Origin of the sequence: Pontivivens insulae, from assembly GCF_900302495.1 — a bacterium.
Lineage (GTDB): Bacteria > Pseudomonadota > Alphaproteobacteria > Rhodobacterales > Rhodobacteraceae > Pontivivens > Pontivivens insulae.
This window is the reverse complement of sequence record NZ_OMKW01000004.1, coordinates 259,341-284,117: the sequence shown is the minus strand read 5'-3', so window position 1 is coordinate 284,117 and position 24,777 is coordinate 259,341. Positions and strand designations below refer to the sequence as shown.

Genomic DNA, 24,777 nt, shown 5'->3' with positions numbered 1-24,777 from the left:
GGTGTTCCGGGATCAGAAGGGGACCTTGCACTCAAATATACGCCAAGCTCCTCCAATTGGATGACGAAGGGTGAGACTGTGCGCATGGAGCATCAGGCGACTTGACCGGTCCCCCCCATAAAATGGATCGCCAACGATCCGATGTCCCATGGCAAGACAATGAACCCGCAGTTGATGGGACCTGCCGGTTTTTGGCCGCAGATCGAGGCGGGTCCAATCCCTCCCCCGGTCGAGCACGGACCAATGTGTCAGCGACGGCTTGCCACGTTCGAAATCCACCATCTGCAAGGGGCGGTTCGGCCAATCCGCGATCAATGGCAGATCGACAAACCCGGCCTGTCCCGCCACGCGGCCCTCGACCAGCGCCTGATAGCGCTTGTGCACAGTTCGCTTTTCGAACTGCCAGTTCAGATGCCTCTGCGCCAGCGGGGAGCGTGCAAACACCATCAGACCCGACGTGTCCATATCAAGTCGGTGTATCAGCAGCGCTTCGGGATAGGCCGCCCGCACCCGTGCCTCAAGACAATCCGCAAGATGTGCGCCTTTGCCCGGCACTGAAAGCAGGCCAGAGGGTTTATCGACCAGCAAAAGGGCTTCGTCTTCATGCACGACGCAAAGCGGACCTTGCGGCGGATGATAGTCCTCCAGTGGCGGTGGTTTGATGTTGACGTGGATGTGCATCGCCCCTCACCTAGCCGCAGGACCGGAGGCTGGCAAATGCAATCGAACGACACCAAGCGCGGCATCGGGTTGATGATTGCAACAACCTTTGTCTTTGCAGCGCAGGATGGGATCAGTCAGCATCTCGCATCCGAATATAACACCATCATGGTGGTCATGATCCGCTACTGGTTTTTCGCGGCCTTCGTGATCGCGCTCAGCGCGCGGCATCCCGGCGGCGTCATGGCCACCGCACGCACCTCGCAACCCTGGCTTCAGATCGGACGCGGTGTCCTGCTGGTGGCGGAAATTTGCGTCATGGTCGCCAGCTTCACATTGCTGGGCCTGATCGAAAGCCACGCGGTCTTCACACTCTACCCCCTTTTGATCGCGGCCCTCAGCGGCCCGGTCTTGGGGGAGCGTGTAGGTTGGCGCAGATGGGTGGCAATTGCCATCGGCTTTGTCGGCGTGCTGATCATTCTGCGCCCGGGCTTGCGCGTATTTGAACCGGCCGCATTGGTCCCCCTGCTCTCAGCGCTCATGTTCGCTCTCTACGGGTTGCTCACCCGTCGGGCGGCGCGGGACGACACGGCGGCCACATCCTTTTTCTGGACAGGGATCGCGGGCGCTGTCGCCATCACATTGATCGGCCCCTTCTATTGGCAGCCGATGGCCCCCGCAGATTGGGGTTGGATGGGCCTGCTCTGCCTGACCGGCGCAGGGGGGCATTGGCTGCTGATTAAGACCTATGAAGCGGCAGAGGCCGGCGCGGTCCAGCCATTTGCCTACTTTCAGCTGGTCTTTGCGACCTTCATCGGGCTCTTCATCTTCCGCGAGAGCTTCGATCCGCTGACAGGTCTCGGAGCCGCGATCATCGTCGGCGCGGGCCTCTACACCCTGTTTCGGGAGCGACGGGTCCGCTAGCGCTGCGCCGCCCCGATACAGGTGGCATTGAAGATGGTCGAATAGTGCGTCGGCCAGGGGACCACCGACCGGCGTATACCCGGCAGTGCAGCAATGGCTGGATCACCGGGTGCAAGCGCAACCATCAGATCTGCCGTTCCAACAACGCGGTCCCGCTCCTGCACCCGATAGTCAGACCCTGTGACAACTGCATTCTGCTCCGCCGCATAAGGCGCGATCACATCATCATCCTGCCATGCGCGGACATAGAACCCGGCCATGCGGCGCGCGGTGGGCAGGATAAGATCAAGCCCCTCTGCACCGACCGCCTCCAGCAAGATCGCCGTCTCAAGTGCCATATCTAGGGAGACGCCCTGATAGTAGAGCGCACGATTGCCGCGCGACGCGCCAAAGCGACTGGAGCCATCCAGACGTGTCGCCGAGATGACCGCCAGCATTTCACGTGCTGCCGCATCAAAGCGCTCCGCATCCCCGCTCAGCATCGCATAGGAGGCATCCGCCAGTCCGTTCAGCCAGCGCGCCCGCAACCCGTCGCGGTTTCGCCATGACCTGCTGCCCTCACTCCACGTGCGTGTCAGATCGGTGAGCCAGCCCTCCACCTGCGCACGCTCAGCAGGAGACAGGGGAAGGTCATCTGCAACAAGAAGGTATGAGAAGGTCCAGGCAGACGCATCTTCCAGCATCCCATCGACATCCGGGGTGAAGCTATAGCCGCGTTCGAACCGACTTGCATCAAGCCCCGCGCCCGCACTTGCATTTGCCCGCAACGCGTCGGCAAAGATGCGCGCCTCATCACTGCCTGCACCGGCACCCAACACGGAACTCGCCGCGCGCCGCGCATAGAATGCCCCTTGGCGGAACGTGTCATTGCCCGCGTTAGGCATCCGGTTGCCCCCTGTTGGGGAAGCGGCCTCCGCCTCACTGGCATAGGTTACGATCGTTTGTTGAGGTCGGGGAAAGTTCTCTCCCCGCACCCAGCTGCACACATTCGCAGCCTCACTCCGGCTGATATTTGCGGCGAGGCGATTGCCATAGGCCGTGACGGAGCCAAGACGCCCTATGCGCGGCAGGCGTGCTGCCAGATCTTCGGGCGGGGTGAAATCAAACTGCGCGGACCCGCCGGTCGTGGCACTGCTCCCCGCCCCCTGACCAGACGTGGTGGGCTGACAAGCAGCAAGGGCGAGAATGGCAAAAACAGGAACAAGTCGGAGCATGGGGCGGCCTCCTTCAGGGTTGCCACCAAAGGATTCCGCCCAACGTCTGCCCTGTCAAATCTTTCCTATCCGGCAGTTACATCCTGATTGATCCGAAGTGGCACACCCCCACCGTTGAGCCGTTGACGGTAGACATGCATTCCCTCGATGACGCGCATGACGTAATTCCGGGTTTCGTTGAACGGGATACCTTCAATCCAGTCCACGGCCTGCTCCACATTCAGCGGGCGCGGATCTCCGTATCGGCTGGACCAGCTGATCGGACGGCTTGGCCCCGCATTATAGCCCGCCGCGGACATCACATAGGATCCACGGAACTGGGTCATCAGGCCTTCCAAATAGGTCGTGCCCAAACGGATATTGTAGGCCGGGTTCGACGTCAGCCCGTCAAAGCTGTAGGGCACGCCCAGGTCGCGGCTGACCTCCCGTGCCGTGTCCGGCATCAATTGCATCAGACCCCGCGCACCGACACGGCTGATCGCCTGTGGGTTCAACTCACTCTCCTGGCGCGCGAGTGACATGATCAACTCCAGCGGCAAAGAGGTGTTGACGGAACTCACGTCGAGCAGCGGATAGGCCGTATCAGCAAATACCAGCCCTTCACGCGCCGCCTGCTTGGACAGCCGAACGGCAGTGTCCGCGCGCCCAAATTCGAGCGCCGCCCGCGCGAGCAGCCCCTGCTCCCCACGATTTTCAAGGTCAATTGCGATGCGGCTCATGAAAAGCTCCGCATTTACCCAATCATCTGCTGCGAACAGCAATTGCGCCGCGCGCAAGCGTGGATCATTGGCAAAGCTCGCACCGCGCCAATTGCCGGTCTCGATCCCGGCGAGCAGTGGGTCAGGTGCCGCGCCAATCCGTGCGGCGGCCAGTTGTCCGTAAAAGCTCGACTGATGCTCTGCGGCATCCGCATAGGCCGCACTTGCATTACCAGTTTGCCCTAGCGCCTCATAGGTGCGGCCCAGCCAGTACCCGGCCCGCCCCAGCGAAATCGGCGTATCCACCACAGCGGCAAACCGTTGGAAATGCGGTAGGGCCGCTGCGGGGTTGCGCAACTTGCGAAGCTGCAAATAGCCCGACAGCCATTCCAGATCGGCATAATCGTATCCGGTGCCCGGCTCGATGAAATGATTGGAGGAGAGACGGTAAGCGCGGGCAACATCGCCCCGCCGCATCGCCTGACGTGTCATATCCCGGCGCGCGCGGGCCCATCGCTCCGGCTGACCCAATGCGGCAGCCGATGTCGATTGACTCAGGATAAGGTCGAGCGCGGTGGCCAGCCCCCGATCCCGCCGCCAGTAGAACCGATCATAGGCAAGTCCCGCATTGGATTGCAGAGACGCCGGAATCGCATCAATCAGCGCGTTGACCCCGTCACGCTCTGCCCGCAGTGCGATGCGCGCCTCAGCCAACGCACGCCAACCAGAGGAGACAAGCGGAAACATCCTCTGCGCCTCTTGAGCACGACCCGCCCACAGCATGTTGTCGAGCCGTGTCTCGTGATGGGGGGCAAGTACGCCTCCAAAGCGTGCCAGCAGGGCGGCCTGCGCCTCCGCACCCAGTGCCTCATTCTGCCAGGCCGCGACGGCCGCGGCATTCGCTTCCCCTGTCCGACCCAAAGCGGCGAGCGCGCTGGCATGTGCCACAAAGCCGGGCCCGGTCTGCGGTCCGCTGTCTCCCATAAAGCTCAGAACATCCTGCGGGCGGGCATTGGCGGGAATTTTCGGCTCTCCGGCCCGGCGCAGACGCGCAAGTCCCGGCCAATCTGCATTGGCCTGCGTAAAGGCAACATAGTCGGGCCAGTTCGCATCACCTGCCCGCAGGCGGCTCCATTCGATCACATCGAGCGCCACAGGCTCCCCGGTGCGGGAGGCGAGCACCCGCGCATCGGCCCAGCTGTCCTGTGCCCCGGCAGCAAGCGCCTGCTCCATGACCAGACCGACGCCGGACGATACCTGAGCCGCCGCAGGCAAAACGCCCAGACAAACGGACAGGGCAATTGATCGAATTAGCATGAACCTTTGAACCTCGACAAAATCAGTAAAACCACTAGAACACGGCAGAGCGCGTCGACTGACTTTGTAACCTAGTTGGCGCGCCTTGATAGTCACATCCCGGCGATCCCGCCAATTTCCAATCTCGGAGCCTCGAAATGTTCAAAGGTTCGATCCCTGCCCTCATCACCCCCTTCTCCGGTGGCGAGGTGGACGAGAAGAAATTGCGTGAGCTGGTGGATTGGCAGATCGCTGAAGGCTCCCACGGCTTGCTGGCCGTGGGCACAGGTGGCGAAAGCCCGACCCTTAGCGCTGAGGAACATATGCGGGTCGTGCAGATCGTGGTAGAGCAGACCGCTGGCCGCGTGCCGGTGATCGCGGGCGCTGGATCGAACAACACGACGGAGGCCATCGAATTTGCCCAACACGCGGGCGAGGTTGGTGCCGACGCGCTGCTGATCGTGACGCCCTATTACAACAAGCCAAATCAGGCGGGCCTGATCGCGCATTATACCGCGATCCACGATGCCTCCACCCTGCCGATCATCCTCTACAACATCCCCGGTCGCTCGATCATCGACATGGGACTGGAAACCATGGCCGAAATCGCAAAGCTTGAGCGCGTTGTCGGCGTCAAGGATGCGACCGGAGAGGTGGATCGCATCACCGACCAGCGCATGGCCATCGGTCCTGATTTCATCCAGCTTTCCGGCAATGATGAGACGGCGCTGGCCGTCAACGCCCATGGCGGCCAGGGATGCATTACGACGGTTGGCAATATTGCACCGCGCCTCAGCGCCCAGATGCAGGAAGCCTGCCTCGCCGGCGACTTTGCCACCGCGCGAGAGCTGAACGAAAAACTGTTCCCCCTGATCCGCGCCGCTTTTTGCGAGCCGTCCCCGGCACCCGCGAAATATGCGCTCAGCCTTCTGGGGCGCTGTGAGCCCGATGTGCGTCTGCCGCTGATCGAAATGTCTGATGTGGGCAAGGCACAGATGCGTGCGGCCATGATCCATGCAGGACTGTTAGACGGCTGATCGCCGCCCTATATCCCGCTCATGGCACAGAAAAAGAACGCAGACCCGAATTCCAAGCTCGTCGCCGAGAACCGCAAGGCACGCTATAACTATGCCGTCGAGGATACGCTCGAATGCGGTATCGTTCTGGAAGGATCAGAGGTGAAGTCGCTCCGCGAAGGCGGGGCGAACATCGCTGAAAGCTATGCGAGCGTGGAAAATGGGGAGCTTTGGCTGATCAACTCCTACGTCGCCCCGTTCAAGCAGGCAAAGACCTTCGGCCATGAAGAACGGCGCCACCGCAAGCTTTTGGTCAGCAAACGTGAGTTGGCAAAGTTGTGGCAAGGCGTCGGACGGGAGGGGATGACCCTCGTACCGCTCAAGATGTATTTCAACGAACGCGGCATGGCCAAGCTCCTGTTGGGTCTGGCCAAAGGTAAGAAGGTCGCTGACAAACGCGACACTGAAAAGAAGCGGGACTGGCAACGCCAAAAGGCCCGCCTGCTGCGCCAGAACTGATCGTCCCTTGCTCGGAAGATCTGTGGAGTCGGGTGCCGCGCGCCCGTCACTTTGCTCTCAAAATACCTCCGCCGGAGGCGTGGGCCGCTCAAATGAGCGGCCCACTCACTTCAAGCCACCGCCGCTAAGGCCGCATCAGCGCTGAGCACGGCGAGCGCCGCACGCGCGGCTTCGGCACCTTTCTCGACGAAATGCGTCTCGAAAAAGCCAACATGCTCTGGCGTGTTCTGGAAATTATGTGGCGTCAGGACGACCGACAGGACCGGCACATCCGTATCCATCTGCGCGCGCATGAGGCCATCGACCACGGCGCTGGATACGAAGTCATGGCGATAGATGCCTCCATCCACGACAAACGCAGCCCCGACAACGGCGGCATAGCGACCTGATGCGGCCAAGCGGCGGGCCAGCAATGGGATCTCAAACGCGCCGGGCAGATCGAATACATCCACAGCGATTGACTGACCGCGTCGTTCGAGCTCCGCCAGAAACCCTTCATGGGCGCGGTCCACGATATTGGCGTGCCAGCGGGCACGGATAAAGGCGATACGGGTCTCTTGTGTCATGGGTCTTGCTCCTTTCACCACGTTGACACGAACACCGAGGCAATAGGAGGCGGGCCGCATGTGCGACCTGCTCCCGTTCTCTCACATCCAGACTGTCACTGTCGGCCCTGGAATTTCACCAGATCTGCTGACACCTCGCCAATGCAAGGCCGCTCGCGGGCTATAACCGCCGGTGGGGAATTGCACCCCGCCCCGAGAACGTCGCCGCCTCTGGAAGAGACGACACATTGTCTCTACCAAGGGATCAGCCGCCCTGAAAGTCGGAAGACGACATGACGTTACCGTCCAACGCCCCTAACTCCACCCCGTTGCCCACGCCGACAGAGGTTATTCGCATGGTCGATGCGACGTGGCCGCCCGAGAGTTTCCAACAACATGGGGACTGGCTGCACCGGCACGCGCCAGATGGCGGCAGCAGGGTAAACTGTGCCTCCGCCCTGGGCGGCGCGCCGGATATCTCTGGTGCAGGCCCCCTTGTCATGATCCGGCCCGGAGAAGAGGATCTAGCAGCCAGGTTGAGCCGCGCGGAATATGCCGTAAAGGATCCGTGTCGTCTGCTCGTGGCCCCAACACACAGATTGGCCAACATGCTGCCCGCAGGGCCGCGGACGATAGTGGGGGAAGGACCCATCGCGCGGATGGAGGAGATTTGGGCCGCCGGTGGAATTGGACCAGCCCGTATGCGCACGATGGCGCGGGCAGCGTGCACGAAAGCCTATATTGCGGGTCGTGTTGGCGACCGTCCGGCCGGGGCAGTCTATGTTGGCGCGCGGGGATCGCTGGCCATGTTTCATGCGCTGGAAATCCTGACGGAGTATCGCAGAAACGGATTGGCCCGCGATATGGTCGCCGCTTGTGGCCATTGGGCGACGGGCCAAGGGGCGGATTGGCTGTCCCTCATCGTGACCGAAGCGAACGGCCCGGCCCGGGCACTCTATTCCGCCATGGGCTTCGAGGATATCGGCGGCTACCATTACCGCATCAAGGAGGATCCACGATGACGCCCGATCACCCCACCGCTCTCAACCTGCATCAACAGGATCCCCTGCCCGAGCGCACGGCAAAATTCTTCGCAATCTGTGAGGAGAAGCTCGGCCTCGTCCCAAATGTGTTGCGCGCCTATGCGCATAATACAGAGAAGCTCGACGCCTTCAGCGCCATGTATAACGACCTGATGCTGGGCGATAGCGGATTGACGAAGCTAGAGCGGGAAATGATCGCCGTGGTCGTCAGCGCAGTGAACCGGTGCTTTTACTGCCTCGTCGCGCATGGTGCCGCTGTTCGCGAGCTGTCTGGTCTGCCGGAACTCGGCGAAGCACTGGTCATGAATTATCGCGTGGCCGATATATCCCCAAAGCAGCGTGCCGCCCTCGATTTCGCAGTCGCCATGACAGAAGCGAGCTACCGCATTGAGGAAGCCGACCGCCAGCACCTGCGCGATGCGGGCTGGACGGACAAGGACATCTGGGACATTGCCGCCGTGGCGAGTTTCTTCAACATGTCCAACAGAATGAGCAGCGCAATCGATATGCGACCCAACTCTGAGTATCACAGCGCGGGTCGATAGTGCTACGCGTTCGAGATCGGCTTGCCGCGCTCCGGATCCGTATTTTCTTCGACGATTTGCTCTGCCTTCCGCGCCAACTTGACCTGAGGATGCACCTTGGGGCCGTCGGGCCGCGCATCTTCAGGGAAAGCTGCTGCGTTCTTTGGTGCGTTTTCCGTGCCGGCCACACCAGGCTTGGACCTGATATTCGCTGCGTCAGATTTCATATTGCCCGGCGTGGCGTCGGGACCATTCTGTCCGAATACCTGATCCGCAAAAGGAAGCCGGTGAAGAAAGGTCGACATTGCCTCATCAACCGGGCGACGCCGCATCACATCATGGGCGAGACCCAGATTAGCCGCCGCAATCTTGAACGGCGCTTCAACAAGTTCGTTCAAAACCTTACGCTTGTGCATCAATAAAATTCCCAGACCAAAATGTACTGACACCAAAATCTTGCATCAGGGACATAACTCATCTGTCCCGACAATGTTCCTCAGGCCACAACGAAAAAGGCCCGGTCGAAACCGGGCCTCTAGTAACTTGCCTAAGAAAAGCTGGTCAGTGCAGCTTCTGGCCCACCTCGCCAATCGCATCGTCGATCAGCGCGTTCGCGCGGGAGGCATCCATCTTGTCGGTGATCACATCACGCGCTGCCGCGACGGCTACAGCGACGGCACGGTCCTTGACCTCTTTCATCGCAGCACTCTCAGCCGACGCGATCTGGTCCTTCGCGCTGTCCAGGCGGCGGGCGATAGACTGTTCAAGCTCGACCTTGGCCTGAGCCGCAGCCGCTTGCGCGTCTTCGCGTGCCTTGGAAACGATCTCGGCAGAAAGCTCTTCAACTTCTTTCTGCTTGCGCTCGTACGAGGCGAGAAGCTGCTGCGCTTCTTCACGCAGTTCGCGCGCTTCGGCAATATCGGCCTTGATCTTCTCAGCACGCTCATCAAGCAGCTTCGTGACCATTCCGGGCACGCCAACATAGAGCAGAATGCCAATGAAGATAACAAAGGCGATCGCAACGACGATGTCGGTGTTGTAGAGGAAATCCATCGGTCCGGCTCCTTACGCTTTGGTGCGCTGTGCAACGGCAGCGTCGATTGCGGCCTGATCGGCAAGGTCGGGCGTCAGGCTCGATACGAGAGCGGCAGCCGTATCCTTCGCAACAGTGTCAACCGCGGCCATCGCCTCATCCCGGATTGCAGCGATGCGGGTTTCGCTCTCTGCTGTCTGGGCGGCGATCTGCGCGTCCGCCTCTGCCATCGCGGCATCGACTTCCTTCTGCACATCCGCGCGGGTTTCATCCGCGATACGATTTGCCTCGGCACGGGCATCAGCCAGCGCCTGGTTGTACGCAGCCTCGGCCTCATCGGCCTTGCGGCGGTAATCTGCGGCACGCTCGATATCGTTTGCGATGGCGTCCTGACGCTCTTCAATCGTGGAACCGATGCGCGGCAGCGCGACACGGCTCAACACGAAGTAGAGGATGACCAGCGCAACCAGCAGCCAGAAAATCTGGGTAGGGAACGTCGCAATTTCGAGCTGCGGCATGCCAGAGGCGCCGTACTCTGCTGCGGTCTCCGTTGTCGTCGCCATGTCTCACTCCGATCAGCGGTCTTCGAACCCGGGTTCGATAGAACAAGTCAAACCCTGGGGGTTCGGGAAAAATTCGTAATTGGGTGGCAAGCCGCCCGCAGCACACAGGCGCGGGCGGTTCGCTATATCAGTCGGTTCGCTTAGACAGCGAACATCAGCAGCAGAGCGACGAGGAACGAGAAGATCCCCAGTGCTTCTGCAAATGCAATGCCGATGAACAGCGTCGCGGTCTGCTCGCCTGCAGCTGCCGGGTTGCGCAGTGCGCCCGCCAGGAAGTTGCCGGCCACGTGGCCCACACCGATGCCTGCGCCGCCCATGCCGATGCATGCGAGGCCTGCGCCGATGAACTGACCCATTGCTGCGATATCGCCTTCCATGATGATGCTCCTTGGTTGGAATGGCTCGAATTAGATGCTGACCGGTCTTAGTGACCCGGATGCAGCGCGTCTTTGAGGTACACGCATGTCAGAATAGTGAAGACATACGCCTGGATCACCGCCACGAGCACCTCGAGCCCGTAAACTGCGACAATTGCGGCGATCGGGAAGACCGCCCCAAGGCCCAAGGCGCCCGCAAAACCTGCAAACACCTTGAGAACTGCGTGGCCTGCCATGAGGTTCGCACCCAAACGAATGGAGTGGGACACAGGACGCACGAAATAGGAAATGAGTTCGATCACAGCCAGCACCGGCTTCAGCGCAGCAGGTGCATCCGACGGCCAGAAGAGCTTCAGGAAGCCCGCACCATTCAGGATGAAGCCAAGGATCGTGACAGTGAGGAAGACCATCATCGCCAGAACGCCGGTGACAGCGATATGCGACGTGACAGAAAAGCTTGTCGGAATCAGCGCCACGAGGTTGGCAAACAGAATGAATGTGAACAGCGTCATTACATAAGGGAAGAAGCGGATGGCATCCTTGCCCGCCACATCCTCGACCATTTTGTGGATGAAGCCATACATCAACTCACCCACCGACTGCAGGCGGCTCGGAACCATCGCGCGGCCGCGGCTGCCCCAGACGAGCAAAGCAACGATGCAGAGTACCGAAATCGCCAGCCAGAGGGTCTGGTTCGTGATCATAAACATATCGGCAAGGCCGCTTGGCGCCTCACCGGAAAAGAGACCTTTTACGACGAACTGATCCATCGGGTGGATGTTGAACCCGCCATCTGCTGGTGCGCCTGCCACGTGCCCTCGTCCTTCTCTATGCGTCGCCCGAAGGCGCCTTGTCTTCAGCAGCCTTTGCGGCTGCGCGTTCCTGTACCCGCTGGGCTGTCCGCATCATCGTGCGAACGCCTGCGACAAATCCCAATATGCCGAAGATCGCAAGGAAGAGCGGCACCGTGCCAAAGAGCCAGTCCAGGCTCCACCCTATTCCCAAGCCGAGCACCATTCCGGCGACCAACTCAATTACCATCTGCCACGCCATGTTGGCCTTATGGTACTTGCTCTCTTCAGCCGGGGCAGGTGCATGCGCGGCCCTTGCCGCTGCAATCCGCGCATCCAGATCTTCGGCTTTCCGTCGATCCACCATGCGCGCACCCATCCCGCAAAACTCGGTGTGAGGTATAGGGACGAGCACAAACAGTGTCAACGGCCGGACACGTGCGCAAACACCTGATATAACGTGATTTTTTCACTTAACTTATCGGTTGATCATTTGAATGGCCCAGATTTGCAGGTTTCAATTGACCTTCAACCGATTGGTTGATGATTCACATCCGATGCCCCATGTTGGCGGCCATGACCGATCTTGATCTCGTCTTCGCGGCTCTTGCCGATCCCACCCGGCGCGCCATCCTGTCCCGCCTGCTGGATCATGATCTGTCTGTGGGAGAGATTGCTGAGCCATTCGATATGTCACTTGCCGCGATCTCAAAGCACTTGCAGATCCTCACCCGTGCGGGCCTGGTCACATCCGAGCGTCGCGGACGCGAAAAATGGTGTGCACTGAACCCCGATGGTATTGCCGCGGCGGGTCAATGGATGGGCAATTTCGGCAGTTGGACGACCGACGATCTGGACAGGATCGAAGCCGCGCTTGGGCCCCTGCTCGACGATTGACCTTCTTCTTGGTCAAAATATCCCCGCCGGAGGCGGCAACTATCAGCTCACCAGCGCCTCGGCCCGCCTCAGGTCAACGGACACCAACTGACTGACCCCCTGTTCTGCCATCGTCACACCGAACAGACGGTCCATACGTGCCATGGTGACAGCATGGTGGGTAATGATGAGGAATCGCGTCGATGTCTGCCGGGTCATCTCATCGAGCAGATCGCAAAACCGCGTCACATTCGCATCATCCAACGGGGCATCGACCTCATCCAGCACACAGATCGGCGACGGATTCGCTAGAAATACCGCGAAAATCAGGGACAGCGCCGTCAGCGTCTGTTCCCCGCCCGACAACAGGGACAGCGTCGACAATTTCTTGCCCGGTGGCTGACACATGATCTCAAGCCCCGCTTCAAGCGGATCATCACTTTCGACCAGTTCAAGGCTGGCCTCCCCTCCCCCAAACAGGCTGGTAAACAGCCGCCCAAAATTTTCGTTGACCTCATCAAACGCTTTAAGCAGCCGCTCTCTGCCCTCTGCGTTCAAATTGGCAATCCCTGTGGCCAACTTGGCGATCGCCGCATCGAGGTCTTCCTTCTCGGACGCCAATGCATCATGTTCCTCCTGCACCTCGCGGCTGTCTTCTTCCGCGCGCAGGTTCACCGCTCCGAGCGCGTCGCGCTGACGCCTGAGACGGGCAATATCATTCTCGATCATCTCGACCGGGGGCATCTGATCGGGATCCGACCCAAGCGTCTCCAGCAAGACCTGCGGCGCGACGTTCAAATCCTCTTCGATCCGATCCGCGGCGGCCTGAACGGCTTCCTGCGCTGCCTCTGCGCGGGCATCCGCCCGTGCGCGCCCTTCTCGTGCCTCTGAGGCCGCTCTTTCGGCATCCCGTTCCGCCTGCTCCGCCTGCCGGGCGACGGTTTCACCTGCGGCGAGCGCATCCGCCGCGGCCCGCCGCCGGGCCTCCGCGCGCTCAAGCTCCCGCGCCAGTCCCGCGCGCTTCTCCGCGATCTCCTCAGGCTGCGTCCGTGCGGATTTCAGGTCCGCCTCTGCTGCCTCTGCACGGTTCGAGAGTTCGCCGGTTCGCTTCTCAGCCGTGTCCAGCCGGTGCCGCCAGCCGCTGATTTCCTTGGTCAATTCCTGTAGTCGTTTGACACGGGCCGCGCCTTCACGACGCACCTCATCCGCCTTGCTGCGTGCCGCCAGCTGTGCCGCGCGGGCATCCGCCACGCCACCCTTCTGCGCCTCGACCGCCGCCCGCGCGGTATCCAGATCCTCCAGCTCATCTTGTCCGCTGCGCGCATCCGCCAGAGCGGTCTCTGCCTCAACCGCATCCTCGCTCCGTCGTTCAACGGCCATGGAGAGGGTCTCTGCCCGCCCTTCCAGCATTGAGGTTTCGGCCTCGGCGCGGTTCAGCGCACGTGCCGCCTGCGTTGCCGCGTCATCAGCCTGTTTCCGCGACGTGCGCGCTTGAGCATCTGCCGACGTCGCGGCTTCCAACTCTGCACGCGCAGTTGCATGACCAGCCTCTGCATTCCGTGCAACCGCCTCCGCTGCCGTCAGCGCCTCTTTCAGCCGCTCCAGTCGGTTCATTTGCTGCAAACGCAGCGCCGTCGCGGACGGCGCGTCGGCGGCCAACACGCGGAAGCCGTCCCAACGCCATAGATCGCCCTCTCGTGAGACCAGACGATGACCAGCCGGTAATTGACTCTGCAAACTATCTGCAAGATCAGCAGCGACAATACCGATCCGAGCAAGTCGAGCATCCAGCAATGCCGGGGCCTGAACATGGGCAGCCAACGGATCGGCCCCCTGCGGCAAAGCGGGTGGCACCAAATCCTCGCGCCCCGACACATCTGCCCATCCCGTGCCATCCGTCGTGACCGACGCTTTCAAGTCATCTCCCAGCGCGGCTCCCAGCGCCGCCTCATACCCAGGCTCCACCCGGATCTGATCGAGCAATTGATCCTCGTCACCGCGCTCCCGATCCAAAAGGCGAGAGAGTGCGGCAACCTCGCCTTGAAGCGCCTTCAGCTCCCCCTGCGCAGCTGATGAGGTCGCCCGCGCCTCCGCTTCGGCGGATTGAGCAGCGGATCTGGCCACCTCAGCATCCGCGAGCGCCGCCTCAGCGGCCGACGCCAACTGCCGTGCGTCGTCCTCTCGGGATCTCGACTCTTCCAGCAATGACCGTGCCGCTGTGAGTTTGCCTGCAACCTCTGCCGAAGCGCGCTCAGCCTCTTCCCGCTCGCGGGTGAGCTTGCCCAGCACCTGTTCTGCATCCGCGATCCGGCGGGCGGCGGCCTGATGGCGCGCTGCAAGCCGTGCGGCATCTTCGCTCGCCTGATCCAGACGCGCCTCGACCGCCTGCAAATGCGTGGCCGCATCAGTTGCGGCCGCTTGTGCATTGGCTAGGGTTTCATCCTGCCCGGCGCTCGCTTGTTTTAGTGCCGTCTGCTCCCATTCCAGGCGTTCGATGGTCTCGGTCGCATCCGTGTTGAGCGTCGCCTCCCGCTCCATATCCGCGCGCAGCGTCCGGATATTCTGCTCCAGCCGTTCGATGGCCCGGCGGGCACGATGTTCCCGATCTTTCAGCTGATCCCGCTCAACAGTGAGACGTTGCAAGACGGCACCTGCGACCGCCTCCTCTTCACGCAGGGGCGGCAGTTTGTCGGCCGCCTCAGTCCGCAGGGTTTGGGCCTTGGACGCGGCGCCCTGCGCCTCTGCCGCCAAACGGCTTGCAACCGTCAGGGCCTGATCGGCCGCCAGCCGCGCCTCATCCGCTTCGCGCCAACGCCGATAGAGCAGCAGGGCCTCAGATCGACGCAGTTCCTCGGCAATTTCCCGATAGCGCTCGGCCTGGCGCGCCTGCCGCGCCAGTGTCGCCAGTTGAGAGGACAGCTGCCCCAACACATCCTCGACCCGCTCCAGATTGGCGGAGGTGGCCTTCAGCTTCAGTTCCGCTTCATGCCGCCTTTGATAGAGGCCGGAAATTCCGGCCGCTTCTTCAAGAATGCGCCGCCTTGCCTTTGGCTTTGCGTTGATCAGCTCACTGATCTGTCCTTGCCTGACCAATGCCGGGGAATGTGAGCCCGTGGACGCATCAGCGAACAACATCTGCACATCACGGGCGCGGGAGTCCTTGCCGTTCGTCTTAAAGGCAGAACCTGCATCGCGGGTGATCCGGCGTACGATTTCCAGCCGGTCCGCATCATTGAACGCGGCGGGCGCAAGACGTTCATCATTGTCGATGGTCAGTGTGACCTCGGCAAAATTGCGCGCCGGGCGGGTCGAAGCCCCCGCAAAAATCACGTCCTCCATCCCGCCCCCGCGCATCGCGGTCGGGCGGTTCTCTCCCATCACCCAGCGTAGCGCTTCCAGCAGATTGGACTTCCCACAGCCATTGGGGCCGACAACACCGGTCAGCCCATCGGCAATCACAAGCTCGGTCGGATCGACGAAGCTTTTGAAGCCCAGCAATCTGAGTTTGGTGAACTGCACGCTGCCCCCGCGATTCTCGGCGTGATTGATGGTCCGGCTGGAAGCGATGTGAGTCAAGCAAAGCGCCCGATCTTGGGGCTTGGCCGATGTTGGCCCACCAGATGTACCTTTCGCTTGCCCCGTTTCCCACGCGGGTTAGGTAAGGCTCGACATCAATACAATCGAGGCAGTCTCATGACCCATCTTGTCGGCATCTCCGGTTCCCTGCGCGAAGGTGCGTCCAACACACTTCTGGTTCAGGAGGCCGCCCGGCTCTTTGCACCCCAGCAATTCACGTTGGCAGATCTGGATCTGCCTCTGCTCAACACCGATCTGAACAAAGAAGGTGGCCCGGATGCGGTGCAACGTCTGACCGAGCTCGTGCGGGGGGCCGATGCGGTGATCATCTCAACCCCCGAATACAACAAGATGATTCCGGGCCTTCTGAAAAACGCACTCGATTGGCTGAGCATCGTTGACGGCGGTAATCCGCTAAAGGGTATGCCGGTCGCGATCATGTCCAGCGCAGCGGGCCGATCCGGAGGTGAGCGGGCGCAATACACATTGCGTCACGCGCTGACCCCGCATGCGGCCCATGTCGTGCTGGCACCAGAAGTCACCATTGCCGGGGCCAATGATGCCTTTGCTGAGGACGGAACGCTCAAGGATCCAAAATCGCAAGAGTTCCTAGGAAAGCTGATGGACAACCTAAAGGCTGAGATTACCCTCAGGGGCTGATCGGCGCATTGTCCTTCAGCCGAGCCATCACGATCTGACTTTGCACCCGCGCAACCGCGGGATGCGGCAGCAGAGTGTCTTGCACCAAACGGTTCAGCGCGGCGAGATCGGCGCTGAACACGCGCAGCATATAATCGGCCTCGCCCGTGAGCGTCCACACGCTGACAATCGCTGGCGTCCGCTCCGCCAGACGCACAAAGTCCTGAGCATTCTCTCGACTATGCGCGGCCATGGTCACTTGCACAAAGCTCTCCACCGCTGCCCCGATCCGGGCCGAATCCACGACCGCGCGATACGCCGTGATATAGCCCTCATCCTCCAACCGCTGCCGTCGACGGGCGCATTGCGATGGAGAAAGGTGGATACGATCTGCCAGCTCGGACGCTGTCAAACGACCATCGCGCTGCAAATGCTCCAGCAGAGCGAGATCTTTCGCATCCAAATTTGCGTTCATGCTAAATTCCCGCACCAATTTAGGATAGATGCGGGAAATTAGCGAAATTTTGCGACATGCGCCATCCCTTTGCGCAGCGCAAGCACTGCAAACAGCCTACTCTGAACTCAGCACTTTAATTTGGAGGTTCAGATGGGTCCGTTCCCGCATGATGCACCGAAAGCAACGATTTCAGACAGCAATCCAGCCGGAACCGACGGCTTCGAATTCGTCGAGTTCGCCCACCCCGAGCCTGAGAAGCTGGATACACTTTTTCGCTCAATGGGTTACGTGCCAGTCGCCGAGCACAAGACGAAAGACATCACCGTCTATCGTCAGGGTGACATCAACTATGTCGTCAACCGCGAACCGGAAAGCCATGCCGCTGGCTTTATCGAAGATCACGGCCCCTGCGCCCCAGCGATGGCGTGGCGGGTTGTTGACGCAAAGGTTGCGCTGAAACGCGCGCTCGACACAGGCGCAACCGAGTATACCGGCCCCGGCAAAAGCATCGACGCACCCGCCGTCATCGGGATTGGCGGATCATTGCTCTATTTCATCGACAATTACGATCAGGGCCGGTCCCCCTATGACGCCGATTTCAACTGGCTGGATGAGCGCGACCCAAAACCAACCGGAGTAGGCTTCCACTATCTCGATCACCTGACGCACAATGTTGTTAAGGGGAATATGGATACGTGGTTTAAGTTTTATTGCGACACGTTCAACTTTCGTGAGATCCGATTCTTCGACATTGAAGGTAAATACACTGGGCTACTTAGCAGGGCGTTAACGTCCCCCTGCGGGAAAATCCGCATTCCGATCAATGAGGATCGGGGCGAGAAGGGGCAAATCGTCGAATACCTTAAGCGCTATAATGGCGAGGGTATTCAGCACATCGCGGTTGGGTCGGAGGATCTCTATGCCTCCGTCGATCAGATCCACGACAATGGCATTCGTTTCATGCCGCCACCGCCCGCGACCTATTATGAGATGAGCGCAGAGCGCGTTGTTGGGCATGAGGAACCCCTTGATAAGCTTGCCAAACACGGCATCCTGATTGATGGTGAAGGCGTCGTGGATGGCGGCGAAACGCGCATCCTGCTTCAAATCTTTTCGAAAACCGTGATCGGCCCGATCTTCTTTGAATTCATCCAGCGCAAGGGCGATGATGGGTTCGGAGAGGGCAATTTCAAAGCCTTGTTCGAGAGCATTGAAGCCGACCAGATCGCCCGTGGCGTCGTGGGCGAGGACGCCGCCTGAAAAGGTTAAGAAAGTGTTTAGAGCGGTTAACCCTGCCCGCCCTTTTGGTGGTGCAGGGTTAACAATTTTAACGCGGAGCCGGGTCAAAAAGCCGGGCGTATTCTGTCAAAATCGGTGTGCACAAAGCGTACACAACCTGTGCACAACCCGTACACCGACGCGGTGCACAAGAGTCGACCGGGTCACGCTGGATCAGAACCGCTGCGCAACGGAAAAGTTCACGATGGCATCTACCCCAGCCCCCGCGGGCAGAAGTGTGAAGCGAAAATCGGTCTGTTCCTGATACCGGGCGATGGCGGTCAGTCCGGCAATCGGCATGTAGCCTTCGATGTTGGGCGCGCTGAGCAACTGGCTGAGCCTGTCGTAATAGGCAATCCCCGCGAACCCGCCGAGGCGGATCGACCAATCCTCTGCCGGGCGCGCGACCTCATCGGAAAGTGTGTAGATCAGATAGGGCGAGACTTCTTCGTAGGAGTTCCAGAACACACCGCCCTCAACCGATTGCTCAAACTGCCACGGGCCGTCGCTGCGCCAGCCAATGCCGAGACCCGGATTGAAGTCGTTGAGCGTGCTGGTGCCGAAATGCTCGGTGCCGAGGATCACCGCGAGATAGCGGTCTTGTGCCGCGGCAGGTGAGACAACAAGGAGCGCAATGGTTAGTGCTGTCATCCGCATGATGGATCCTCCATTGCCAGTGCAAATAGGCCGAGCTCCGTTGCTACCCAATCTCGGCTCGTAAGGCCGCAAGTATATTCATCATTGGTCGGTCGACTAATGGACCGCGCATGAACATTCACGAGTAATCGGCAATTGCTGCGCGAACAGCGACCTCGCTCGCATCGTTGCCCCAGGCGAAGACCGAGATAAACTGCGTGCCAAACACTTCACCTGCCTGTATTTCAATACCGGACATTCGGGTTTCCTGCTCACCGAGGTCGATGGTCCAACCGACGCCGTTTTCGCAGGTCATGGTCGAGATGCCATCTGCCGTCAGACCGCCCGAGCATGTGCCCCAGGTCGGCCCCGTCAGTTCGTAGCGGGAACTGCCGCTGATGTGACCGATCAACTGGCCGGTCATCAACTCTTCTTCACCGGTTTCCAGTTGGGTGAGCAAGACGGCGGGGAAGGTGATCTCAAACATGCCGGTCATCTCGCCCTGGTTTTGGGCAGCTGCGATCATCACTGGCACTTCACACCCGGCAAGCGCGGTGGAGGTCGTTGCAGCCAGCAGCAGGTTTCTCATGGCGATCCCTCTCTTTTTGCTACTTGAGCACTAAGGCGGCGGGAGGGTCAAGTTGGCTGGCGTTCGGCAACTGTTTTGCGTGCGGGCCCGGATTGAGTCCGGGGCGTTTCGCCGTAAACGCAAAATGACGATCCGGGCAGCGCCCGACCGCGGGTGGGCAGCGGAGCCGAACTATGACGCGGCTTATTGTGGCCAAGTCCGTGTATGGGATGTTCTGTGCGTATCGCTAGAAAAGCGCCAACCCGGGGGGCGGCGGGCGCTACCCGGCGCCTTCGGCTTGATTCCGGGCTTCCAACTGAAATCACCCCGTCGCGTTGTCTTCGACGTGTGTCTTGTAGAGATCCCTTAGGGTTCTGAAGTGCTCGTAGCTTTCAAGATGCAAGGGCTCTAGCCCCTCCAACTCGAGTGCTAAACGGATAAATTCCTCCGGACCTAAATCAGTCCGACGCACCAACTGCGCCTGATCGGCCGGCGGCAGGCAGAATCCCAACTGAGTACAAGCCGCAAAAAGAAAGGCTTTGCGACATTCTTCTGGGGTTTTCTGACGACTCATCTGGCCAAGGTCTTTCTTATGAGAAAAGCCCGCCATCTCTGGCGGGCTTTCTCTATTCCAACTCTCGCGAAACCCCTTAGAGGTTGCGCTCGATTTCTTCGGTTTCGAATATCTCGATGACGTCGCCTTCGCGGATGTCTTCGTAGTTTTCAAAGGCCATGCCGCATTCCTGGCCGCCTTGCACTTCCTTGACCTCGTCCTTGAAGCGCTTGAGCGTTTTCAGCGTGCCTTCGTGGATCACCACGTTGTCGCGCAGCAGGCGGACGCCCGCCGAACGGCGCGCCACACCTTCGGTGATGACACAGCCCGCGACCTTACCGACATTGGAGACCTTGAAGACCTCCTTGATCGAGGCATAGCCGATGAAGTTCTCGCGCACCTCGGCGGAAAGCAGGCCCGAAGCCGCCTGTTTCACATCATCCACCAGATCGTAGATGATGGAATAATAGCGGATCTCCAGCCCCTTCTGGTTCGCACTTTCGCGCGCGGGCGCGTTGGCCCGGACGTTGAAGCCGATAATTGGCGCGCCGGAAGCTTCAGCGAGGGTTACGTCGCTTTCGGTGATTGCACCCACGCCGGAGTGCAGCACGCGGACGCGAACCTCATCATTGCCAATCTTTTCCATCGCCTGAACGATTGCCTCGGCAGAGCCCTGCACGTCGGCCTTCACCACGATGGGCAGTTCGGCCACATTCTCATCCGCCTTGGCCTTGGCCAGAAGCTGGTCGAGCGTGGTTGCGGCACCGGCTGCGGCGCGCTTGTCCTTGGCGAGTTGCTGGCGGTAGGAGGAGATTTCCCGCGCGCGGGCCTCATCCGGGACCACGTTGAGCACGTCGCCTGCCTCTGGCGTACCGTTGAGGCCGAGCACCTCGACCGGGACGGATGGACCAGCCTCGTTCACCCGCTCACCCTGATCATTGATCAGCGCGCGGACCTTACCCCACTGCTCACCCACGACGAAGATATCGCCGCGCTTGAGCGTGCCGTTCTGGACGAGAACGGTTGCGACCGGGCCGCGGCCCACGTCGAGTTGCGCCTCGATCACGGCGCCGGAGGCTTCGCGATCTGCGTTGGCCTTGAGTTCGAGCAGTTCGGCCTGAAGGGCGATGTTTTCCACCAGCGTATCGAGGCCGGTGCCGTTCACGGCGGAGACCTCAACATCCAGCACATCACCAGACATGGCTTCGACCACAACCTCATGCTGGAGAAGCTGCGTGCGCACCTTTTGCGGATCAGCGCCGGGGCGGTCGATCTTGTTGATCGCGACGATCATCGGGACCTTGGCAGCCTTGGCGTGATTGATCGCCTCAATGGTCTGCGGCATGACGGAGTCGTCGGCCGCCACAACAAGGATGACGATATCCGTCACCTGGGCACCGCGCGCGCGCATCGAGGTGAAGGCCGCGTGGCCCGGCGTGTCGAGGAAGGTCAGCTTCGCGCCATCCTCGGTGTTGATCTGGTAGGCACCGATATGCTGCGTGATGCCGCCCGCCTCACCCGAGACCACGTTGGTCTTGCGGATCGCGTCGAGCAGAGAGGTCTTGCCGTGGTCAACATGGCCCATGATCGTGATGACCGGCGCACGCGGGCTGAGATCTTCGGCCTTGTCCTCGACCTGAGCGATCACATCCTCGACATCGGCGTCGGAGACACGGACGACCTTGTGGCCGAATTCCTCGACCAGCAGTTCAGCCGTGTCGGCGTCGATGGTCTGGTTCTGGGTCGCCATGATGCCGTTCTGCATCAGCGACTTCACGACATCTGCCACACGTTCGGCCATCCGGTTGGCAAGCTCTGCCACCGTGATCGCCTCAGGCACCTTCACGTCGCGCACGACCTTTTCACGGGGCTCATTCGAGCCACCGCCACCGCCCTTACGGGCCTGGCGTTCCTGACGGCGGCGCATGGCGGCCAGAGATTTCTGGCGTCCACCCTCGCCCATCGCCTGATTGATGGTGAGCTTGCCCGAGCGGCGCTTGTCGCCACCGCCGGACTTCTTGTTCTCACGCTCGTTCCGGCGATCGTCACGCTTGGGCGCACCACCCGGAGCGGACCGGCGCGGGCCTTCATTCTCGTTCGGCGGTGCAGGCACATCTGCGGGGCTGAGGGCCGTATCTTCCTTCTTGGCACCGCGCGGGCGGGCCTTCTGGCGGGCTTCCTCATCTGCCTTGCGCTTGGCTTCCTCAGCCTCCTGCATGGCTTTCGCCTCTGCCTCTGCCTTCAGGCGGGCTGCTTCCTCGGCCTCGGCGCGAGCGGCCTCATCCTTTTCGGCGCGCAGGCGATCCATCTCCGCCTTACGGCGTTCCTCGGCCTCTTTCTCGCGGGCGATCCGCTCAGCCTCGTTGGCCTTTGCGGCCATCAGCGCCTTGCGGCGACGCTCCATCTCGCTGTCGCCAAGACCCTTGGCGGCGCTACCTTGTGCAGCGCGCACACGCTCGGACTGCACGCCACCGGTGGCTGCGGAACCGGGCTTGGGAGCGACGACACGCTTGCGCTTCTTCTCCACCACGACGGTTTTGGACCGCCCGTGGGAAAAGCTCTGCCGGACACGGCTCGTCTCGGTCCCGCCACCGCGTGTCCCGATCGTCTTGCCCTTGTCGCCGCTGTTGCCGTTGTTCTCGCTCATACTGACCTTAACCTTCTGGGCGCGGCCCCATGCCGTGCCGTAAATCCATCATTCCGTCGCGGGACGCTTATCGGCCCCAGCCACGACCTGCAAGTCCCGCATGGCTGAAAGCCGCGAGACCTCGCGTAGAACCTGATCGGTGAGACCGCCTGCGTCCAACGCGGCGTGTATCACATTATCACGTCCGAAAGCCAAACCCAATTCTTGCCGATCCAGCGCATTCAGCACTGGCGCGTCACCTGCCATGGGCCTGAGTTTGGCGCGCTGAGGCTCCGACCCGTCGGATGCCTCGATCAATGCGGCGACTGGGCCGGCCTTGAGCCGCCCTTTCACCGTATCAAATCCCATATGGGTAAGCCCTGCCTTGCGGGCAAGGGCCAGCATATCCTGAGCCCTGCGCAAGAGCAGCGTTTCGACCTGATCTTCCAGATCATCAGGTACGGTTACGGGCGCCTTGGCGCCACGGGCAAAGGCCCGCTTCTTGCGGGCTGCGGTGAAATGATCGGGTCCCGCAGTCAGCCACATGCCGCGGCCAGGCAGCTTTTCGGCCAGATCTGGCACGATGACGCCACCGGGTCCGGCGACGAAACGGATCATCGGAGCCGTTCCACCGCTTTCACCAGTGGCAATGCAGCGCCGTTCAGGGGCGCTGCGGTCCTTTGTGCGTCCACCACGGGTCACGGGCGGCACCACGCGCGGAAGGCATCAGCCCTCCGCAGCCTCCTCAGCGTCGTCGCCTTCTTCGCCGTCGGCCTCTTCATTGCTGGCCTGCTGCATGGCGACCATCTCCTCAACGGTGATGTAGCCGAGCAGCACACGGGCGGTGAGCACCATTTCCTGTGCTTCTTCAAGGGAGACGTCGAACTTCTCAAGCAGGCCTTCGTCCTTCACGCGCTTGCCATCGGCACCTGTCGTATAGCCACCGGCAAGTTCCCAATCGGCGCATTGCGCGAATTCTTCAAGCGTCTTGATACCGTCATTGGCGAGCGCGACGATCATCTGCGGGGTCAGCCCCTCGAAGTTCATCAGCTCATCTTCGACGCCCATGGCGCGCGCGCGCTCCTCAGCAATTGCACGCATCTTGTCGAGGGATTCGCGGGCACGGGCCTGAAGCTCTTCGGCCGTTTCCTCATCAAAACCGTCGATCACGGTCAGTTCGTCGAGCTCGACATAGGCCACTTCCTCAAGCGAGGTGAAGCCTTCGGACACGAGGAGCTGTGCGACCATCTCATCTGCGTCCAGAGCATCCATGAAGAGCTTGGAGCGGACGGCAAACTCAGCCTGACGACGCTCGGACTCAGCCTCTTCGGTCAGGATGTCGATGTCCCAACCTGTAAGCTGCGAGGCAAGGCGCACGTTCTGACCGCGGCGGCCGATGGCGAGCGACAGCTGCTCATCGGGTACAACCACCTCGATTCGGCCTGCATCATCATCCATGACGACCTTAGAGACCTCAGCAGGCTGCAAAGCGTTGACCAGGAAGGTCGGCGCATCCTCATTCCATGGGATAATGTCGATCTTCTCGCCGTTCAGCTCGTTCACCACGGCCTGCACACGGGAGCCACGCATACCCACACAGGCCCCGACCGGGTCGACGCCCGAATCGTAGGAGATCACGCCAATCTTGGCGCGCGAACCCGGATCACGGGCCACGGCCTTGATCTCGATAACGCCATCATAGATCTCGGGCACTTCCATCTTGAAGAGCTCGGCCATGAATTCCGGCGCCGTGCGGCTGAGGAAGATCTGGGGACCGCGCTGTTCGAGGCGCACGTCCTTGATATAGGCGCGGATGCGGTCGCCATTGCGGAACGCCTCGCGTTGGATGAGCTGATCGCGGCGCAGCATCGCCTCACCCCGGCCCACATCCACGATCACGTTGCCGTATTCGGTCCGCTTGACCAGACCGTTGATGATCTGACCCTTGCGGTCCTTGAACTCTTCGTACTGACGCTCGCGCTCTGCCTCGCGCACCCGCTGCATGATGACCTGCTTGGCCGACTGCGCGCCGATGCGGGAGAAATCCATATGCGGCAGCGGATCGCTGATCTCGGTGCCGATCTCGGCATTGGGATCAATCTCACGACCATCTTCCAGATCGACCTCGGTGAAGTGATCCTCGACCTCTTCCACAACCGTGCGCACACGCTCCATCGTCAGCTCGCCGGACTTGCGGTCGATATGGGCGCGGATGTCGTAATCAGCGCCATAGCGTGCCTTTGCCGCGCGGGCATAGGATTCTTCGAGTGCTTCAATGACCAGACCGGGGTCGATCATCTTCTCGCGCGCGACGGCGTCGGCGATCTGGAGCAGCTCCAGCTTGTTCGCGGCTACGGTTGCCATG

26 protein-coding genes and 1 riboswitch are annotated in these 24,777 nt (G+C 60.9%); of the genes, 8 read left to right on the top strand and 18 right to left on the bottom strand.

Features of this window, described 5'->3' with window-relative positions:
• Positions 1-12: 12 nt before the first annotated feature.
• Positions 13-681: an RluA family pseudouridine synthase gene (locus POI8812_RS15475; protein WP_181377208.1), complete on the bottom strand. Its 669-nt coding sequence runs from the start codon at positions 679-681 to the stop codon at positions 13-15.
• A 36-nt stretch (positions 682-717) separates the two neighbouring features.
• Here POI8812_RS15475 and POI8812_RS15470 point away from each other — a divergent pair, with 36 nt between their 5' ends.
• Positions 718-1,584 (top strand): DMT family transporter, encoded by an 867-nt coding sequence (locus tag POI8812_RS15470; protein WP_108783506.1) that lies wholly within the window; start codon positions 718-720, stop codon positions 1,582-1,584.
• On the opposite strand, the gene POI8812_RS15465 is transcribed toward POI8812_RS15470, so the two are convergent.
• Together POI8812_RS15465 and POI8812_RS15460 are read right to left on the bottom strand one after the other, a co-directional pair.
• Positions 1,581-2,798 carry an alginate lyase family protein gene (locus tag POI8812_RS15465; RefSeq protein WP_108783505.1) on the bottom strand — a complete coding sequence of 406 codons (1,218 nt, stop codon included), beginning with the start codon at positions 2,796-2,798 and terminating at the stop codon, positions 1,581-1,583. The two genes, POI8812_RS15470 and POI8812_RS15465, sit on opposite strands and share 4 nt — an antisense overlap.
• Before the next feature lie 65 nt (positions 2,799-2,863).
• Positions 2,864-4,813 (bottom strand): lytic transglycosylase domain-containing protein, encoded by a 1,950-nt coding sequence (locus POI8812_RS15460; RefSeq protein ID WP_108783504.1) that lies wholly within the window; start codon positions 4,811-4,813, stop codon positions 2,864-2,866.
• Between the two features lie 137 nt (positions 4,814-4,950).
• Between POI8812_RS15460 and dapA the strand changes: the two genes are divergently transcribed.
• The gene (dapA, locus tag POI8812_RS15455) at positions 4,951-5,829 is read left to right on the top strand and encodes a 4-hydroxy-tetrahydrodipicolinate synthase (RefSeq protein WP_108783503.1); all 879 of its coding nucleotides are present in this window, start codon (positions 4,951-4,953) and stop codon (positions 5,827-5,829) included.
• A 21-nt stretch (positions 5,830-5,850) separates the two neighbouring features.
• Complete coding sequence (gene smpB, locus POI8812_RS15450) at positions 5,851-6,327, top strand: SsrA-binding protein SmpB (RefSeq protein ID WP_108783502.1); 477 nt, start codon at positions 5,851-5,853, stop codon at positions 6,325-6,327.
• Between the two features lie 110 nt (positions 6,328-6,437).
• On the opposite strand, the gene POI8812_RS15445 is transcribed toward smpB, so the two are convergent.
• Positions 6,438-6,893, bottom strand: coding sequence for a 6,7-dimethyl-8-ribityllumazine synthase (locus POI8812_RS15445; protein WP_108783501.1), 456 nt, complete (start codon positions 6,891-6,893; stop codon positions 6,438-6,440).
• Between the two features lie 71 nt (positions 6,894-6,964).
• Positions 6,965-7,097: riboswitch (FMN riboswitch) on the bottom strand.
• 68 nt (positions 7,098-7,165) lie between these two features.
• Here POI8812_RS15445 and POI8812_RS15440 point away from each other — a divergent pair.
• The gene (locus POI8812_RS15440; protein ID WP_108783500.1) at positions 7,166-7,894 is read left to right on the top strand and encodes a GNAT family N-acetyltransferase; all 729 of its coding nucleotides are present in this window, start codon (positions 7,166-7,168) and stop codon (positions 7,892-7,894) included.
• Positions 7,891-8,460: a peroxidase-related enzyme gene (locus POI8812_RS15435; RefSeq protein ID WP_108783499.1), complete on the top strand. Its 570-nt coding sequence runs from the start codon at positions 7,891-7,893 to the stop codon at positions 8,458-8,460. Before POI8812_RS15440 ends, POI8812_RS15435 begins: the two co-directional genes overlap by 4 nt.
• Positions 8,461-8,462: 2 nt before the next feature.
• On the opposite strand, the gene POI8812_RS15430 is transcribed toward POI8812_RS15435, so the two are convergent.
• From POI8812_RS15430 to POI8812_RS15405, 6 genes are all read right to left on the bottom strand, one after another.
• Positions 8,463-8,855, bottom strand: a complete 393-nt coding sequence (locus POI8812_RS15430) for a hypothetical protein (protein ID WP_108783498.1) — start codon at positions 8,853-8,855, stop codon at positions 8,463-8,465.
• A 145-nt stretch (positions 8,856-9,000) separates the two neighbouring features.
• Positions 9,001-9,492, bottom strand: coding sequence for a F0F1 ATP synthase subunit B family protein (locus tag POI8812_RS15425; protein WP_108783497.1), 492 nt, complete (start codon positions 9,490-9,492; stop codon positions 9,001-9,003).
• 12 nt (positions 9,493-9,504) lie between these two features.
• The gene (locus POI8812_RS15420; protein WP_108783496.1) at positions 9,505-10,035 is read right to left on the bottom strand and encodes a F0F1 ATP synthase subunit B'; all 531 of its coding nucleotides are present in this window, start codon (positions 10,033-10,035) and stop codon (positions 9,505-9,507) included.
• Positions 10,036-10,175: 140 nt separating this feature from the next.
• The gene (locus POI8812_RS15415) at positions 10,176-10,412 is read right to left on the bottom strand and encodes a F0F1 ATP synthase subunit C (protein ID WP_108783495.1); all 237 of its coding nucleotides are present in this window, start codon (positions 10,410-10,412) and stop codon (positions 10,176-10,178) included.
• A 47-nt stretch (positions 10,413-10,459) separates the two neighbouring features.
• Positions 10,460-11,182 (bottom strand): F0F1 ATP synthase subunit A, encoded by a 723-nt coding sequence (locus tag POI8812_RS15410; RefSeq protein WP_108783782.1) that lies wholly within the window; start codon positions 11,180-11,182, stop codon positions 10,460-10,462.
• 58 nt (positions 11,183-11,240) lie between these two features.
• Entirely contained in the window at positions 11,241-11,570 is a 330-nt protein-coding gene (locus tag POI8812_RS15405; protein ID WP_108783494.1) for an AtpZ/AtpI family protein, read from the bottom strand.
• A 209-nt stretch (positions 11,571-11,779) separates the two neighbouring features.
• On the opposite strand from POI8812_RS15405, the gene POI8812_RS15400 reads away from it, so the two are divergent.
• On the top strand, positions 11,780-12,100 hold the full coding sequence (locus tag POI8812_RS15400; RefSeq protein WP_108783781.1) for an ArsR/SmtB family transcription factor: 321 nt from the start codon (positions 11,780-11,782) through the stop codon (positions 12,098-12,100).
• Between the two features lie 42 nt (positions 12,101-12,142).
• Here POI8812_RS15400 and smc read toward each other — a convergent pair whose 3' ends face one another.
• Positions 12,143-15,598, bottom strand: coding sequence for a chromosome segregation protein SMC (gene smc, locus POI8812_RS15395; protein ID WP_108783493.1), 3,456 nt, complete (start codon positions 15,596-15,598; stop codon positions 12,143-12,145).
• Between the two features lie 174 nt (positions 15,599-15,772).
• Between smc and POI8812_RS15390 the strand changes: the two genes are divergently transcribed.
• Entirely contained in the window at positions 15,773-16,315 is a 543-nt protein-coding gene (locus POI8812_RS15390) for an NADPH-dependent FMN reductase (protein ID WP_108783492.1), read from the top strand.
• Here the strand turns inward: POI8812_RS15390 and POI8812_RS15385 are convergent.
• Positions 16,305-16,769, bottom strand: a complete 465-nt coding sequence (locus POI8812_RS15385) for an Lrp/AsnC family transcriptional regulator (RefSeq protein ID WP_108783491.1) — start codon at positions 16,767-16,769, stop codon at positions 16,305-16,307. The genes POI8812_RS15390 and POI8812_RS15385 overlap by 11 nt on opposite strands.
• Positions 16,770-16,901: 132 nt before the next feature.
• On the opposite strand from POI8812_RS15385, the gene hppD reads away from it, so the two are divergent.
• Positions 16,902-18,011 carry a 4-hydroxyphenylpyruvate dioxygenase gene (gene hppD / locus POI8812_RS15380; RefSeq protein ID WP_108783490.1) on the top strand — a complete coding sequence of 370 codons (1,110 nt, stop codon included), beginning with the start codon at positions 16,902-16,904 and terminating at the stop codon, positions 18,009-18,011.
• Positions 18,012-18,203: 192 nt separating this feature from the next.
• On the opposite strand, the gene POI8812_RS15375 is transcribed toward hppD, so the two are convergent.
• The 6 genes from POI8812_RS15375 to nusA all read right to left on the bottom strand — a co-directional run bounded on the left by POI8812_RS15375 (position 18,204) and on the right by nusA (position 24,776).
• On the bottom strand, positions 18,204-18,686 hold the full coding sequence (locus POI8812_RS15375) for a hypothetical protein (protein WP_108783489.1): 483 nt from the start codon (positions 18,684-18,686) through the stop codon (positions 18,204-18,206).
• A gap of 118 nt (positions 18,687-18,804) precedes the next feature.
• Positions 18,805-19,254, bottom strand: coding sequence for a hypothetical protein (locus POI8812_RS15370; RefSeq protein WP_108783488.1), 450 nt, complete (start codon positions 19,252-19,254; stop codon positions 18,805-18,807).
• Positions 19,255-19,555: 301 nt separating this feature from the next.
• Complete coding sequence (locus POI8812_RS15365) at positions 19,556-19,843, bottom strand: hypothetical protein (protein ID WP_108783487.1); 288 nt, start codon at positions 19,841-19,843, stop codon at positions 19,556-19,558.
• A 40-nt stretch (positions 19,844-19,883) separates the two neighbouring features.
• Positions 19,884-22,433 (bottom strand): translation initiation factor IF-2, encoded by a 2,550-nt coding sequence (infB, locus tag POI8812_RS15360; protein ID WP_108783486.1) that lies wholly within the window; start codon positions 22,431-22,433, stop codon positions 19,884-19,886.
• Positions 22,434-22,481: 48 nt separating this feature from the next.
• Positions 22,482-23,114, bottom strand: a complete 633-nt coding sequence (locus tag POI8812_RS15355) for an RNA-binding protein (RefSeq protein WP_108783780.1) — start codon at positions 23,112-23,114, stop codon at positions 22,482-22,484.
• Between the two features lie 24 nt (positions 23,115-23,138).
• Positions 23,139-24,776: a transcription termination factor NusA gene (gene nusA, locus POI8812_RS15350; protein ID WP_108783485.1), complete on the bottom strand. Its 1,638-nt coding sequence runs from the start codon at positions 24,774-24,776 to the stop codon at positions 23,139-23,141.
• Position 24,777: the final 1 nt, after the last annotated feature.

What these genes read in the sequence shown, in the direction of transcription:
- POI8812_RS15475 (WP_181377208.1), bottom strand. Translation starts at nt 681, where the DNA reads ATGCACATCCACGTCAACATCAAACCACCGCCACTGGAGGACTATCAT.
- POI8812_RS15470 (WP_108783506.1), top strand. Translation starts at nt 718, where the DNA reads ATGCAATCGAACGACACCAAGCGCGGCATCGGGTTGATGATTGCAACA.
- POI8812_RS15465 (WP_108783505.1), bottom strand. Translation starts at nt 2,798, where the DNA reads ATGCTCCGACTTGTTCCTGTTTTTGCCATTCTCGCCCTTGCTGCTTGT.
- POI8812_RS15460 (WP_108783504.1), bottom strand. Translation starts at nt 4,813, where the DNA reads ATGCTAATTCGATCAATTGCCCTGTCCGTTTGTCTGGGCGTTTTGCCT.
- dapA (WP_108783503.1), top strand. Translation starts at nt 4,951, where the DNA reads ATGTTCAAAGGTTCGATCCCTGCCCTCATCACCCCCTTCTCCGGTGGC.
- smpB (WP_108783502.1), top strand. Translation starts at nt 5,851, where the DNA reads ATGGCACAGAAAAAGAACGCAGACCCGAATTCCAAGCTCGTCGCCGAG.
- POI8812_RS15445 (WP_108783501.1), bottom strand. Translation starts at nt 6,893, where the DNA reads ATGACACAAGAGACCCGTATCGCCTTTATCCGTGCCCGCTGGCACGCC.
- POI8812_RS15440 (WP_108783500.1), top strand. Translation starts at nt 7,166, where the DNA reads ATGACGTTACCGTCCAACGCCCCTAACTCCACCCCGTTGCCCACGCCG.
- POI8812_RS15435 (WP_108783499.1), top strand. Translation starts at nt 7,891, where the DNA reads ATGACGCCCGATCACCCCACCGCTCTCAACCTGCATCAACAGGATCCC.
- POI8812_RS15430 (WP_108783498.1), bottom strand. Translation starts at nt 8,855, where the DNA reads ATGCACAAGCGTAAGGTTTTGAACGAACTTGTTGAAGCGCCGTTCAAG.
- POI8812_RS15425 (WP_108783497.1), bottom strand. Translation starts at nt 9,492, where the DNA reads ATGGATTTCCTCTACAACACCGACATCGTCGTTGCGATCGCCTTTGTT.
- POI8812_RS15420 (WP_108783496.1), bottom strand. Translation starts at nt 10,035, where the DNA reads ATGGCGACGACAACGGAGACCGCAGCAGAGTACGGCGCCTCTGGCATG.
- POI8812_RS15415 (WP_108783495.1), bottom strand. Translation starts at nt 10,412, where the DNA reads ATGGAAGGCGATATCGCAGCAATGGGTCAGTTCATCGGCGCAGGCCTC.
- POI8812_RS15410 (WP_108783782.1), bottom strand. Translation starts at nt 11,182, where the DNA reads ATGGATCAGTTCGTCGTAAAAGGTCTCTTTTCCGGTGAGGCGCCAAGC.
- POI8812_RS15405 (WP_108783494.1), bottom strand. Translation starts at nt 11,570, where the DNA reads ATGGTGGATCGACGGAAAGCCGAAGATCTGGATGCGCGGATTGCAGCG.
- POI8812_RS15400 (WP_108783781.1), top strand. Translation starts at nt 11,780, where the DNA reads ATGACCGATCTTGATCTCGTCTTCGCGGCTCTTGCCGATCCCACCCGG.
- POI8812_RS15390 (WP_108783492.1), top strand. Translation starts at nt 15,773, where the DNA reads ATGACCCATCTTGTCGGCATCTCCGGTTCCCTGCGCGAAGGTGCGTCC.
- POI8812_RS15385 (WP_108783491.1), bottom strand. Translation starts at nt 16,769, where the DNA reads ATGAACGCAAATTTGGATGCGAAAGATCTCGCTCTGCTGGAGCATTTG.
- hppD (WP_108783490.1), top strand. Translation starts at nt 16,902, where the DNA reads ATGGGTCCGTTCCCGCATGATGCACCGAAAGCAACGATTTCAGACAGC.
- POI8812_RS15375 (WP_108783489.1), bottom strand. Translation starts at nt 18,686, where the DNA reads ATGCGGATGACAGCACTAACCATTGCGCTCCTTGTTGTCTCACCTGCC.
- POI8812_RS15370 (WP_108783488.1), bottom strand. Translation starts at nt 19,254, where the DNA reads ATGAGAAACCTGCTGCTGGCTGCAACGACCTCCACCGCGCTTGCCGGG.
- POI8812_RS15365 (WP_108783487.1), bottom strand. Translation starts at nt 19,843, where the DNA reads ATGGCGGGCTTTTCTCATAAGAAAGACCTTGGCCAGATGAGTCGTCAG.
- infB (WP_108783486.1), bottom strand. Translation starts at nt 22,433, where the DNA reads ATGAGCGAGAACAACGGCAACAGCGGCGACAAGGGCAAGACGATCGGG.
- nusA (WP_108783485.1), bottom strand. Translation starts at nt 24,776, where the DNA reads ATGGCAACCGTAGCCGCGAACAAGCTGGAGCTGCTCCAGATCGCCGAC.